Source organism: Hyphomicrobium sp. CS1GBMeth3, from assembly GCF_900117455.1.
In the GTDB taxonomy this organism is placed as follows: Bacteria; Pseudomonadota; Alphaproteobacteria; order Rhizobiales; family Hyphomicrobiaceae; genus Hyphomicrobium_C.
In genome coordinates, this window is record NZ_FPHO01000002.1 from 601,908 (window position 1) to 615,108 (window position 13,201).

The following is a 13,201-nucleotide window of genomic DNA, read 5'->3' on the forward strand; positions in this document are numbered from 1 at the left end:
CCGTTGCACAGACGGCGTTCGGTCGCACGGATTGCGTCGCAGGAATGTCACAGTTAAAGTGTGGTCTGTGCCCGGTGCACGCCACCTCGGGTCTTCTGAGTGGCGGGGACGCATATCCGACGCGAACGCTCGTGCTCGGAGAGTAACACTCGCCCCGGCCTCTTTACACGCGGCAGCAATGGCAGGACCTATGAGCGGCGAAGGCTCCAAAAACAGGGCCGGGTTGACGGACGGCGCGGCCTCGCCGCTGCTGGACCTCACCGACCGTGGCTTCATGACCGGCCTCGTGGTCGTGATTCTGTCGCTGGTCTCGGCACTTGCGACCTACCTCATTTTGACGGGCCTGACGCCGGTTCCCCCGCGCGACGACGTCGTGCTCGTGGCCCTGCTCGTCAACGTGATCTTGATCGCGTCGATGATCGGCATCATTGCCTGGCAAGGCTACGGCATGTGGCGTGCCTGGCGCGCCAAGCTCGCGGGGGCGCGGCTGCATGTGCGCATCGTGCTTCTGTTCTCGATCATCGCCGCGCTGCCGACGATGATGCTAGCGGTTGCCGCGACGACGACGTTCTCCCGCTCGCTCGACGGATGGTTCTCGACGCGCACGCGGGAGATCATCGACAACTCGGTCGAGGTGGCGCAGGCCTACGTCGTCGAGCACGGCCAGCTTCTGCGCACCGATCTCGCGAACATGGTGCGGGACATCGATTCCGCTGCCGAGCAGATCCCGGCTGACTCGCCCGACTTCAAGCAGCATGTGATTGCGCAGGCAGGTCTGCGCGACATCCCGGCCGCGTATGTGATCGACGACAAGGGTGATCCGGTCATCGCCGCGCTCGAAGACGACAAGATGCCGTTCACGCCGGTGCCACCCTATTATCTCAGGCAGGCGTCGGCAGGGCAGGTGGCGTTGTTCACGCCGACAGGGACGGCGCAGGTGTCGGCGGTGGCCAAGCTCAACCGCTATGCCGATCGCTATCTCTACGTCACGCGGCTGTTGAGCCCGAAGGTCATGGGGCATCTGCAGCGCACGGCGCAGAGCGTCGACGAATACAACGCGCTGCGCGCCGCGCGCGGCGGGCTTAAGCTCGCCCACGGGCTCATCTACTTCATGATTTCGATGACGGCGCTGCTCGCCGCCATCTGGGTTGGTCTCTGGTTTGCGGGCCGCTTCGTGGCCCCGATCCGCCGCCTCATCGAGGCCGCGCAGCAGGTGTCGCGCGGCAACCTCAAGGTCGAGCTGCCCGAGCGGCGCGGGGAGGGCGACTTGCGCCGCCTGTCATCCACCTTCAACACAATGACGCGCGAGCTCAAACACCAGCGCGACGCGCTGATGACGGCCAACGAGCAGCTTCTCGATCGCCGGCGCTTCATGGAAGCGGTGCTGTCCGGCGTCTCGGCGGGCGTCATCGGCCTCGACAGCCAGGATCGCATCACGCTGGTCTCGCGCTCCGCACAGCAGCTGCTCGCCATTCCCGAGCAGGACATCGTCGGCAAGAAGCTCGTCGATGCGCTGCCGGTGCTGGCGCCGGCGCTCGAGCGGCGCGAAGAGCAGGGCATGAAATCGCGCGGGGCGCAGGAGATCTCGATCACCATCGGGGACGACGAGCGCACCTTCGCCGTGCGGGTGACGCGCGAGCAGGCGGGGCCGGGCGACGTCGGCTCGGTGGTGACGTTCGACGACATCACGGAGCTCGTCTCCGCGCAGCGCACGTCGGCATGGGCGGATGTAGCCCGACGCATCGCGCACGAGATCAAGAATCCGCTGACGCCGATCATCCTCTCGGCCGAGCGCATCCGGCGCAAATACGGGCGCGTCATCGTCGACGACCGCGACACATTCGAGAAGCTAACGGCGACCATCGAGCGGCAGGCGGGCGACATCAAGACGATGGTCGACGAGTTCGCCTCGTTCGCGCGCATTCCGAAGCCGGTCATCGAGATCGCCGATCTCCGCGACGCGATCACGGATTCGGTGATCCTGTTCCGCGAGAGTCATGCCGGCGTCGTCTATGGGCTCAAGATGCCGGAGGGGCCGGTTGACGCTGCTTTCGACCGCAGGCTGCTCACGCAGGCCGTGACCAACCTTGTCAAGAATGCGACCGAAGCTGTCGAGTCCTCGGTCGAGGGCGAGCCGGTGCGCAAGGGGCGCGTCGACATCGAGCTGCGGATCGACGAGACCACGGTCGCCATCGACGTCATCGACAACGGCCCGGGGCTTCCGAAGCACAACCGTTCGCGATTGCTCGAGCCTTACGTGACGACCAAGGGCCACAAGGGCACCGGCCTCGGCCTCGCGATCGTTGCCAAGATTACGGAGCAACACGGGGGCGAATTGCTCCTGGACGATGCGCCACAGACGCCGGAGCGCCCGAGCGGCGCGCGCGTGACGCTGTCGTTCCCATCTTCCATTTTGACGCCTCCGAAACCCGCAAAAGTTGATGAGACCGGCGACGGCTCACGCCAGCGGGCTGCGGGCGAATGAGATTTGGACTACGAACAGTGACGCGAGCACGAGGGAGTTGAGCGATGGCTGCAGACATCCTGATCGTCGATGACGAAGCGGATATCCGGGAGCTGGTTGCGGGAATTCTGGAGGACGAGGGTCACCGCACGCGGCTTGCCCGCGACAGCGACGAAGCCTTGCGCATCATTGAGGAGCGCCGGCCGCAGCTCGTCATCCTCGATATCTGGCTACAGGGCAGCCGGCTCGACGGGCTCGAGGTGCTGTCGGTGATCAAGCGCACCTACCCCGAGCTGCCGGTCGTCATCATCTCGGGCCACGGTAACATCGAGACGGCGGTGACGGCGATCAAGCGCGGTGCCTACGATTACATCGAAAAGCCGTTCAAGGCGGATCGGCTCGTGCTGGTGACGCTGCGCGCGCTCGAAGCCTCGCAGTTGAAGCGCGAGGTGCGCGAGCTCAAGGAGCGCTCGACGGTGTCGGCGGAGATGATCGGCAAGTCGCCCGCCATCAATCAGCTCAAGGGCGCGATCGATCGCCTTGCACCGACCAACAGCCGTATCCTGATCCGTGGCTCATCGGGTGCCGGCAAGGAGCTCGCCGCGCGTCTTCTGCATCAGAAGTCGCATCGCGCAGACGGGCCGTTCATCGTGCTCAATGCCGCTTCCATGGCGCCGGATCGCGTGGAGGAGGAGCTGTTCGGCACCGAGGATCGTTCGGGCGGTCCGCGCAAGGTCGGCGCGCTTGAGGAAGCGCACGGCGGCACGCTCTACATCGACGAAGTCGCGGACATGCCGATCGAGACGCAGGGCAAGGTGCTGCGCGTGCTCGTCGAGCAGAAGTTCCAGCGCATCGGCGGGGCGCAGAAGGTGTCGGTCGATGTGCGCATCGTGTCTTCGACGAGCCGCGACCTCGAGCGCGACATGAGCGAAGGGCGTTTCCGCGAGGATCTCTATCATCGCCTCAACGTAGTGCCGTTGCGGGTGCCGGGGCTCGCCGAGCGGCGCGAGGATATCCCCGATCTCATCCAGTATTTCGTAAGCCAGCTCTCGCAGGCCTCGGGGCTTGCGCCGCGTCGCATCGGCGAGGATGCGATCGCCGTGCTGCAGGCGCACGACTGGCCGGGCAACGTGCGCGAGCTTCGCAACAACATCGAGCGCCTTATGATCCTGGCAGGCGGTGATCCCTCGACGGTGATCACGGCCGACATGCTGCCCGAGGAGATCGGCTCCAACGTGCCGCTGCCGGTCAACGGCGGGGCGGAGCATCTGATGAGCCTGCCGCTGCGCGAAGCACGCGAGATCTTCGAGCGTGAGTACCTGCTGGCGCAAATCAACCGCTTCGGCGGCAACATCTCGCGCACGGCCGAGTTCGTCGGCATGGAGCGCTCGGCGCTGCATCGCAAGCTGCGCGCGCTCGGCGTCTCGTCCGACCAACGCGTCAGCGAGAAGGTTGGCTGAGGCGGTCGCGCAAATTATAGCAGCGGAGCAGGGCGGGCATGACGCGCGTCGTCTACGTCAACGGGCGCTACCTGCCCTACGCGCACGCCGGTGTGCATGTGGAGGATCGCGGCTTCCAGTTCGCCGATGCGATCTACGAAGTGTGCGAGGTGCTCGACGGTCGCCTCGTCGACGAGACGCGGCACATGGAGCGGCTCGAGCGCTCGCTCACTGAGCTTCGAATTCCGATGCCGATGGCGCGCCGCGCCTTGGGGCGGGTGCTTCGCGAGACCATCCGGCGCAATCGCGTCAGGACCGGGCTTGTGTACCTTCAGGTGACACGAGGTGTCGCACCGCGCGACTTCCCGTTCCCGAAGGGAGACATTTCGCCGACGCTTGTGTGTCTGGCGCGGCGTGTCGATGGGGCCGCGCGCGCCGAGCGTGCGGAAGCGGGCATTTCCGTTCGCACCATGCCGGACATCCGCTGGGGTCGTTGCGACATCAAAACCGTGATGCTGCTGCCGGCCGTGCTGGCCAAGGAGGCCGCTACCGAGGAGGGAGCGCAGGAAGCCTGGCTGGTCGATTGCAACGGTTTTGTTACGGAAGGGGCCTCGAGCAATGCTTGGATTATGGACCGCTCTGGCGCTTTAATTACCAGACCAACCGGAAACGCAATTCTGCCCGGCGTTACGCGCAGAACTCTTCTTGATTTGCTTAGCAGGGAAAAAATCCCGCTAATCGAGCGCCCGTTTACCGTCGCGGAGGCGCTCTCTGCACGTGAGGCCTTCATAACCTCGGCTTCGGGTACCGTCATGCCCGTTGTAGCGATCGATAAGAAATCCATCGGCAATGGACACCCCGGCGAGCTGACGCTCCGGCTGCGCTCATTCTTTCATCAGATTGCCGAACTTTCTGACGAATGATGCGAACGGTAAATTCTACGTGTTGTCCAGTCGGTCACTCACCCTTATTGTCCCGCAATCAAGATATGTTAGCTGCTCCTGTGTCATGGGTCATTCGGCAAACTCGTGGCGGGTCGGCCCTCATCCAACGACCCGATAAAAGTCCAGGAAGAGGCTAATAAAAAGAGGCAACAACGATGGCCGCAGATCGCGCACAGAACCTCCAGGACACGTTTCTCAATCACGTTCGTAAGAGCAAAACCCCTCTTACGATCTTTCTCGTCAACGGCGTTAAGCTGCAGGGCATCGTGACCTGGTTTGACAACTTTTGTGTGTTGCTACGCCGCGACGGTCATTCGCAGCTCGTTTATAAGCATGCGATATCGACCATCATGCCCGGCGCTCCGGTCCATCTGATGGAGGTGGAGGCCGACGGTCAGCAAGGGTGAGTACGTCCCATCGACCGCAGCACCAAGCCGGACAGCGTGCCGGCCAAGAACGGCCCTCATAAAGCGGGCCTCACATCGTCGCCGAACCTCACTGAGGACATGGCGGCGCGGGCGCGCGCAACGCGCACGCTCGTGCTTGTGCCGGTGCTGACGCCAGCACGCGGGGCCGCTGTCTCGCGTCCTCGTCACGCCTCGCTGCATTCGCCCGAGGATCGGCTTGCCGAAGCGGCAGGTCTCGCGAGCGCGATCGATCTCGATGTTATCGACGCCCTTCTGGTTCCGGTGCCGCAGCCGAAACCTGGAACGCTGTTCGGATCAGGCAAGGTGGACGAGATCGCGGCGCGTGTTGCGGAGGCGGAGATCGGCCTCGTCATCGTCGATCATGCAATCAGCCCCGTGCAGCAGCGCAACCTCGAGAAGGCGTGGAACGCGAAGGTTCTGGACCGCACCGGGTTGATCCTCGAGATCTTCGGGCGGCGCGCGCAGACGCGTGAAGGCCGCTTGCAGGTCGAGCTGGCGCATCTCTCGTATCAGAAGGGCCGCCTGGTTAGGGCGTGGACCCATCTCGAGCGCCAGCGTGGCGGACGCGGCTTCCTCGGCGGTCCCGGTGAAGCGCAGATCGAGCTCGACAGGCGCATGCTCGACGAGCGCATCATCGCCATCAAGCGCGAACTCGAAGGGGTAGTACGCACGCGCGACCTGCACCGCAAGGGACGGCGCAAGGTGCCGTATCCGATCGTCGCCATCGTCGGCTACACGAACGCCGGCAAGTCGACGCTATTCAATCGCGTCGCGGGCGCGGGCGTGCTCGCCATGGACCAGGTGTTCGCGACGCTCGATCCGACCATGCGCGAGGTGCGGCTGCCGTCGGGTCGGCGCATCATCCTGTCCGACACGGTCGGCTTCATCTCCGACCTGCCGACACAACTCGTGGCCGCGTTTCGCGCGACGCTCGAAGAGGTCGTAGAAGCCGATCTCATCTTGCACGTTCGCGACATTGCGCACGCTGAAACCGAGGCGCAGGCTCATGACGTCAACCGCGTGCTCGCAGACCTCGGCATCGACACGATCGCCGCGCATGGCCATATCCTGGAAGTGTGGAACAAGATCGATCTTCTCTCGGCCGTGACACGCACGGAGGCCGAGGCGGTCGCGCGTTTCCGCACGCCGCAGCCGGTGCTGATGTCGGCCGCGACGGGGGAGGGCGTCGGTCGCCTGCTCGAGTCCATCGACGCACGGCTCGGCGGCGCCGACGAGATCCTGACCGTGACGCTGCCGGCGCATGAAGGGCGCCTCTTGGCCTGGATGCACGAGAACGCCGACGTGCTCTCGCGCGAACCCGACGGGCAGGGTAGCATCGTGGCGCGCGTCAGGATCGCATCCGAGAAGAAGATGCGTCTCATGCGCCAACTTGAGAAAGCGGGCGTCTCCTTGTCCTGACCTTTTGGAGCGCCCGCTTGTGCTTCGCGGGAGGGAAGGATGGGCGCTCTCATTACCCAGTGCTGTATCGCCGGCGGCGGACCGGCCGGTCTCATGCTCGGCTATCTCCTGGCGCGTGCCGGCGTCGACGTGACGGTGCTCGAGAAGCACGCCGACTTCTTGCGCGATTTTCGTGGCGACACGGTGCATCCCTCGACGCTGGAGGTGATGGTCGAACTCGGCATCATCGACCGCTTCCTCAAACTTCCGCACCAGAAGGTGTTCAAAGTCGGCGGTCTCGTCGGCGAGACCCCGGTGACGATTGCCGATTTCTCGCATCTGCCCGTGCGCGAGCGCTACATCGCGATGATGCCGCAGTGGGACTTCCTGAATTTCCTGGCGGAGGAGGCCTCGCCCTATGCGGGGTTCAGGCTGCTCATGCGCACGGAGGCGACGGATCTGATGACGGACGGCGACCGCGTTGTTGGCGTCAAGGCAAGCGCCCCCGAGGGTCCGAAGGAGATACGGGCTGATCTGGTCGTGGCGGCGGACGGGCGTAACTCGGTTCTGCGAACGCGTGCAGGGCTTGAGGTCGAGGACTTCGGCGCGCCGATGGACGTGCTGTGGTTCCGCTTGCCGGCCGAACCGGGGGACGAGGGCGAGACCATGGGGCGGTTCGGCGCCGCCTCGCTCTTCGTTCTGATCTTCCGCGGCGACTATTGGCAGTGCGCCTACGTCATTCCGAAAGGTGCGTTCGGCGGCATCAAGGCGCGCGGGCTCGAAGCCTTCCGCGACGTGATCGCCACCGTGGGACCGTTTTCACGTTCGCGGCTCAATGCGCTCGCGTCATGGGAAGATGTAAGCCTGCTCACGGTGCGCGTCGATCGCTTGCGGCAGTGGTATCGGCCCGGGCTTCTGTTCATCGGCGATGCGGCGCACGCCATGAGCCCGATCGGCGGCGTGGGCGTGAACCTTGCCGTGCAGGATGCGGTTGCGGCGGCCAATCGTCTTGCCGAGCCCTTGAAGACAGGCACAGCGACGATCGATGATCTCAAGGCCGTGCAGCGGCGGCGTGCGTTTCCGACGCGCGTCACGCAGGCCATTCAGCTTCAGATGCAGACCATGATCATCGGGCCGACGCTAAAGCTTACGGAGCAGCCGAAGCCCCCGTTCGCGGTGCGTCTCATGCAGCGGTTTCCGGTTCTGCAGCGATTGCCAGCCCGCGTGCTCGGCCTCGGCGTGCGCCGCGAGCACGTGGCGGAGTTCATCCGGGAAGGGCGGGGCTGAAACGCCCCCTCACCGGGGCACCGCCGAGGTGCCGACCGTCAATTCGCGAGGAACACGAACCTGCTCGCCGGCTCCCATATGTGCTCCGAAGTCGCTCTATAGCCGCGCAGCCAGAGCTGCTCGTCGATCCGTCGCAGATAAAACCCGTTGGGGTACGCGTCGTCGTCCCTGGTCTTTTGAGAGGCGACTGTCAGATACGGTCCTTCGGTCTGCTCCAGGAATTGAAGCCGCAAGTGCGGAGCCAGCTCAAGCGGGCAAAGTGCCAGACCGATGCCAGTAGCTCTGGCAAAAATCGCGGCGCTTGTTGCGCCGTCCATGAGCCCCAGTTCCGCAACCGTGATCCTTGTCGCAAGTACCCACCGGCTACTTTCGGAAGTCGTGAACGCGGGATCATCTAACAGAATGTGAGCATATCGGTTCAAATGGATCCCGTGCTCATGCATCGAGGAGAGCAGTTCTGCCTTACTCTGTCCTCCGACCTCTAGCCTTTGTGCGCGATCTCGAAACATCAGGGGCGAACTATTTTCGTTCGTTGGCTCTGGCTTCGTCCCAGAGGGAGTCCATCTGTTCGAGTGTTGAATCCTTGGGCGTGCTGCCCTCTTCCGCGAGGCGCTGCTCGATATGGCGGAAGCGGCGCACGAACTTGCGGTTGGCGGCGCGCAGGGCTTCCTCCGGGTCGAGTTTCAAGTGGCGGGCGACGTTGGCCATCACGAACAGAAGGTCGCCCATCTCCTCCTCGATCTTTGCGCGGCGCTCGGGAGTGTCATCCGTGGTGTTGCCCCTGGGGTCCGCCGGCACGGCGATCTCTTCCAATTCGGATAGTTCCTCGCGCATCTTGTCGAATACCGGCGCGAGTGAGGGCCAGTCGAAGCCCACCGCGGCGGCTTTGTCCTGCAACTTGATGGCGCGTGTGAGCGCGGGCAAGCCCACCGGCACGTCGTCGAGCAGGCTCGCTTGTGGCGTTTCGTCGTGGTTTCCACGGGTGGCGGCTTTGGCGGTGCGCTCCTCGGCTTTGATGCGCGCCCAGAACCCAGGTGCGGCGCCGGCAGCGCGGGCGTCCTCGTCGCCGAACACGTGGGGATGACGGCGGATCATCTTCGTCGTGACCGCCTCGACGACATCGCCGAAGGCAAAGGCGTCTTCCTCCTCCGCCATGCGGGCGTGATAGACGACCTGCAACAAGAGATCGCCGAGCTCGTCCTTCAGATCGACGCGATCGCCGCGCGCGATGGCGTCGGCCACCTCGTAGGCTTCCTCGATGGTGTAAGGGGCAATCGTCTCGTACGTCTGCTCGAGATCCCACGGACATCCGCTGCCAGGCGTGCGGAGCGCCGCCATGATCTCGATGAGGCGCGTGATGTCTTTGGACGGAGTCATGTGGTCGTGCCCGGATGTGTTGCGATGTAGTGGGACCCTAGTCGAGGCGGCCGCACCTGGCGAGAGGGCGGCGTGTCTCGCTGGAAAAACGTTTCCTGTTTGCCGCAAGGGGCTTTACACCTAATCGAAACGTCCTCTCCAGAGTGCCAGTCCGCCCACCATGATTGTCGTTCGCATTCTGCTCAATGGTGTGATCATGGCGGCCGAGATCCTGGCCGTCGTCGCCATCGCCTGGTTTGGCTACCATCATCCCTTCCTGTTCGCGGCAGCGACTGCCGGGCTTACCTTCGTGCTCGGGCTCAGGCTGGAGAGTAAGCGGCTGGCGTTCGAGCTGCCGTTCTATTTCGAGGGCCTCAGGAGGCCGCGGCTGCCGCTGGTGATCCTGGTGGGCACCGTCGAGGCGCTGTTGAAGGGTGTGCTGGCCGGGCTCGCGGCGCTGTTCACGTTCGCCGGCACAGACAGTGCACGGCTCTACTGGGTGGCGATCGTGTTCGGCATTACGACGTATGCGGGCGCGAGCGCGCTGCGGGCGCTTTCGGTTTCATTCCGCGCGCAGCCGTGGCGCTGGGGCTATTTCCGGCTAGCGCCGCCGTTGGGGCTCGCGTTCTCGGGGGGTATCGCGGCGCTGGCGGCATTAAGCGTCATCGAATCGACCAGCGTCGGCGAGATCGGTTGGAAGCTCGTGTGGGAGCTGCCGCAGCGGCCGTCGGTCAGCCAGGTGAGCGAGCTCTTCTTCCAGCTCAAACAGGCGTTCGACGATTTCATCGTGACATTGCTCACGACCGTCATGAGCGAGCAGTGGGCGCGCGTCGTCGCCATTGCGGTCAGCGTCAATGTGCTCACCGGGTTCGTGGCGTCGGTCTATGCTTCGGTGATCGCGGCGGCGGTCCGCACGGCGGAGGAGGGACTGCCATGAGCGGCTTGCCGCCCGCGCGTCAGCTGACGCCTTCGGATTCCTGGACGATAACGCCATACCAGCCGAGGCCCTTGTAAGTCTCGTAGCCCGGCGTGTGGTGAAACGCGAAGAGGCGGCGGTTGGCGTCGAACTCGATGCCCGCGCGGCGCCCGTCGAGGCTCAGGGGAATGCGTTCGCTCAGCGCACCGATACCGTCGGAAGCGGCTAGCACGCGGCCGCCGGCGTCGACCAGCAGTACACGGGATCGGTGGCGCTCTTCGTCGGTCAGCCGGACGCCGCGCACGATGGCCTGAGCCTGGGGCCGCCAGTCGAAATGGATAGCGATAATGCCGAGCGGCTTGCCGTTGCTGTCACCGTCCTCGCGCACGCTTGCCACATAAGTCGCCACCTCGGCGCCGCCAAGCACAGGCTCGACGGCCACCTCGCCAACGGCATAAGCGTCGCCGTCGGGGAGCTCGCGTCCCCGTGCGAACCAAGCCTGATGGGCCGCGGACTTGCCGGCGATCCTATAGCGATCGGGCCGGCCGTTTGCGATGATGGTGCCGTCGAGGTCGCAAAGCCAGATGTCGAGGTAGACAGTATAGGCCTTGAGGATGACTCCGAGCCGGCGGCTTGCGTAGTCCGTAGCCTCGGCGGTCTTGAGCTTCGCGGCCTGGACGATTGCGGAGTCCGTCGCCCACCAGCGCACGTCGCAGGTGCGCTCATAGAGATTGCGGTCTAGCAACTCGATGGCGTTCAGCGCCAGATCGACCATGCGCCGCCCGTTAGCCTCGTTGGCCATACGGCGGGTAAGCAGGTCGAGGGATGAGATCTCGCCGCCAAGGTCATGAGAGAGGGCCTTGGCGAAGGACTCGACTTCATTCGAGATCTTTTTGACCTCCTGTGCGACGACGGCAAACCCGCGGCCTTGGGTGCCGGCACGGCTCGCCTCCATGAGGGCATTGAGTGCTAAAACGCGAAGCTGGTTGGTGACGGTTTGGATGCCGCTAATGTTCTTGTCGGCGGACTGGCGAGCGCGGGTAGTCGAAGCGATGACGTCGGCGATGAGTACGGGCTTGCTCTGGGCGTGCATGGGCGGGAGGCGTCCGCGGTGGCCAATCAACTGATTCGCATGCTGATAGAGTTCGGCGAATAGGGGAAGACGCTCGATGCGAGTTTTCACAGATCCGATGCAACTCTGCGGCCAGGGGTCCGGAATGGCGTGAATAACGTTTGTTCGCATAATATATATTATGGAAAATAATGATCTGAACTAGCGTGTTTACAATTTATTGTGGTGGCTCCGGCTACAGCCTGGGCCGTACGTTTGTCGGCCCAGGCTGCCACACGACCTACTTCTCCCCGCGCTCGAAGTTGTCGGCGACGAAGCGATCCAGAAGCTGGACGCCCCAGCCCGAACCCCAGCTCGTGTTGATCTCGTTGCGCGGCGCGTCCATTGCAGTGCCGGCAATGTCGAGATGCGCCCACGGCACGTCCTTCTTGATGAAGCGCTTGATGAACGCTGCGGCCGTACAGGCGCCGCCCCAGCGGCCGCCCATGTTCTTGATGTCGGCGTTCTTGCTGTCGAGCAGCTTGTCGTAGGACTTGTCGAGCGGCATGCGCCAGACCTTCTCGCCGGTCTCCTTGGCGGCTGCGAGAAGCTGGTCGGCGAGCTTGTCGTCGTTGGCGAAGAGACCGGCGAAGTCCTTGCCGAGCGCCACCATGATAGCTCCGGTCAGTGTCGCGAGGTCGATGACCAGGCGCGGCTTGAAACGTTCCTGGGCGTACCAGAGCACGTCGGCGAGCACGAGACGGCCCTCGGCGTCGGTGTTGAGGTTCTCCACCGTGATGCCCGACATCGAGACGACGATATCGCCGGGACGCGTCGCGGTGCCCGACGGCATGTTCTCGACGATGCCGATAATGCCCACGGCGTTGACGGGCGCCTTCCGCTTCGCGAGCGCGACCATGAGGCCGGTGACGCAGGCGGCACCGCCCATGTCTCCCTTCATGTCCTCCATGCCGGCCGCGGGCTTGATCGAGATGCCGCCGGTGTCGAACACGACGCCCTTGCCGACGAAGGCCAGGGGCTTGGCGCGCTTCGACTTGGCGCCGTGCCACTGCATGACGGCCACGCGCGCCGGCCGCGCGCTGCCTTGTGCGACGGAGAGCAGCGTGTTCATGTTGAGCTCAGTCAGCGCGTCAACATCGAGGATTTCGACCTCGAGGCCGACACTTTCGAGCTCCTTGACGCGATCGGCGAACTCGACGGGGCCCAGGATGTTGGCCGGCTCGTTGACGAGGTCGCGAGCAACGTAGACGCCATCGGCAACGGCGCGCTTGGCCTCGAAGGCCGCGCTTGCCTTGTCCGGGGCGGCGCAATGCACGACGAGCTTGGTCAGGCGGTCGGGGACGGGCTTCTGGTCGGTATTGCCATTGCCGTTGGCCCCCTCCTCTCCGTTCTTTTTCGTCAGATATTTGCGGAACGCGTAGTGGCGCAGCAGTGCGCCCATGGCTAGGCTCGCGGCAATGGCTTCCGGCTTGGTGTCGCCGGCGCCGGCCACGTCCGCGATGATGCTCGCGGTCGCCGTCTTGCGCGCCGAGATCTGCCCGAGCGCATAGCCGCCGAGGGCTATCCAGTCGCTGTCGGTCTGCTCGCTCGCCTTGCCCGTGCCGACGAGAATGAGGCGGCCGATATCGAGCTTCTGCGGCGCCAAGATCTCAATCGAGGTCTTTTGCTTGCCTTTGAACTCCGCGGCTTCGGCCGCCTTGAGGATCAACCCGTTGCTGCGCGTGTTCAGCGCCGCGACCGTCGGGGACAAGGCCAGATCGTTGGCGACGAGAGCCGCCGTGCTCGCCTCGGGGGCGGCGTCGAGGCGGGCGAACGTGATTTCGAGCGGAGTGGACATTCTTCTGCGGGTGCTCCTCAAGGGACACGTGTGCCGGGCGCGTCCGGGATGAATATGGGA

Annotated in this window: 10 protein-coding genes; 7 read left to right on the top strand and 3 right to left on the bottom strand. The window is 64.4% G+C overall.

Features of this window, described 5'->3' with window-relative positions:
• Nucleotides 1-178: 178 nt before the first annotated feature.
• The 6 genes from CS1GBM3_RS02915 (at nucleotide 179) to CS1GBM3_RS02940 (ending at nucleotide 7,960) form a co-directional block, all read left to right on the top strand.
• Nucleotides 179-2,485: a sensor histidine kinase NtrY-like gene (locus tag CS1GBM3_RS02915; RefSeq protein ID WP_244534536.1), complete on the top strand. Its 2,307-nt coding sequence runs from the start codon at nucleotides 179-181 to the stop codon at nucleotides 2,483-2,485.
• Nucleotides 2,486-2,529: 44 nt separating this feature from the next.
• On the top strand, nucleotides 2,530-3,924 hold the full coding sequence (locus CS1GBM3_RS02920) for a nitrogen assimilation response regulator NtrX (RefSeq protein ID WP_072391155.1): 1,395 nt from the start codon (nucleotides 2,530-2,532) through the stop codon (nucleotides 3,922-3,924).
• 38 nt (nucleotides 3,925-3,962) lie between these two features.
• On the top strand, nucleotides 3,963-4,826 hold the full coding sequence (locus CS1GBM3_RS02925) for a D-amino-acid transaminase (RefSeq protein WP_072391158.1): 864 nt from the start codon (nucleotides 3,963-3,965) through the stop codon (nucleotides 4,824-4,826).
• A gap of 176 nt (nucleotides 4,827-5,002) precedes the next feature.
• Entirely contained in the window at nucleotides 5,003-5,254 is a 252-nt protein-coding gene (gene hfq, locus CS1GBM3_RS02930) for an RNA chaperone Hfq (RefSeq protein WP_072391161.1), read from the top strand.
• 99 nt (nucleotides 5,255-5,353) lie between these two features.
• Nucleotides 5,354-6,694, top strand: a complete 1,341-nt coding sequence (hflX, locus tag CS1GBM3_RS02935; protein WP_072391164.1) for a GTPase HflX — start codon at nucleotides 5,354-5,356, stop codon at nucleotides 6,692-6,694.
• Nucleotides 6,695-6,733: 39 nt separating this feature from the next.
• The gene (locus CS1GBM3_RS02940; RefSeq protein WP_072391166.1) at nucleotides 6,734-7,960 is read left to right on the top strand and encodes an FAD-dependent oxidoreductase; all 1,227 of its coding nucleotides are present in this window, start codon (nucleotides 6,734-6,736) and stop codon (nucleotides 7,958-7,960) included.
• 519 nt (nucleotides 7,961-8,479) lie between these two features.
• Here CS1GBM3_RS02940 and mazG read toward each other — a convergent pair.
• Nucleotides 8,480-9,337 carry a nucleoside triphosphate pyrophosphohydrolase gene (mazG, locus tag CS1GBM3_RS02950; protein ID WP_072391172.1) on the bottom strand — a complete coding sequence of 286 codons (858 nt, stop codon included), beginning with the start codon at nucleotides 9,335-9,337 and terminating at the stop codon, nucleotides 8,480-8,482.
• 160 nt (nucleotides 9,338-9,497) lie between these two features.
• Here mazG and CS1GBM3_RS02955 point away from each other — a divergent pair, with 160 nt between their 5' ends.
• Nucleotides 9,498-10,253: a hypothetical protein gene (locus CS1GBM3_RS02955; RefSeq protein WP_072391174.1), complete on the top strand. Its 756-nt coding sequence runs from the start codon at nucleotides 9,498-9,500 to the stop codon at nucleotides 10,251-10,253.
• 19 nt (nucleotides 10,254-10,272) lie between these two features.
• Here CS1GBM3_RS02955 and CS1GBM3_RS02960 read toward each other — a convergent pair whose 3' ends face one another.
• Entirely contained in the window at nucleotides 10,273-11,325 is a 1,053-nt protein-coding gene (locus tag CS1GBM3_RS02960) for a methyl-accepting chemotaxis protein (protein WP_072393541.1), read from the bottom strand.
• Between the two features lie 259 nt (nucleotides 11,326-11,584).
• Entirely contained in the window at nucleotides 11,585-13,141 is a 1,557-nt protein-coding gene (locus tag CS1GBM3_RS02965; RefSeq protein ID WP_072391177.1) for a leucyl aminopeptidase, read from the bottom strand.
• Nucleotides 13,142-13,201 lie beyond the last annotated feature (60 nt).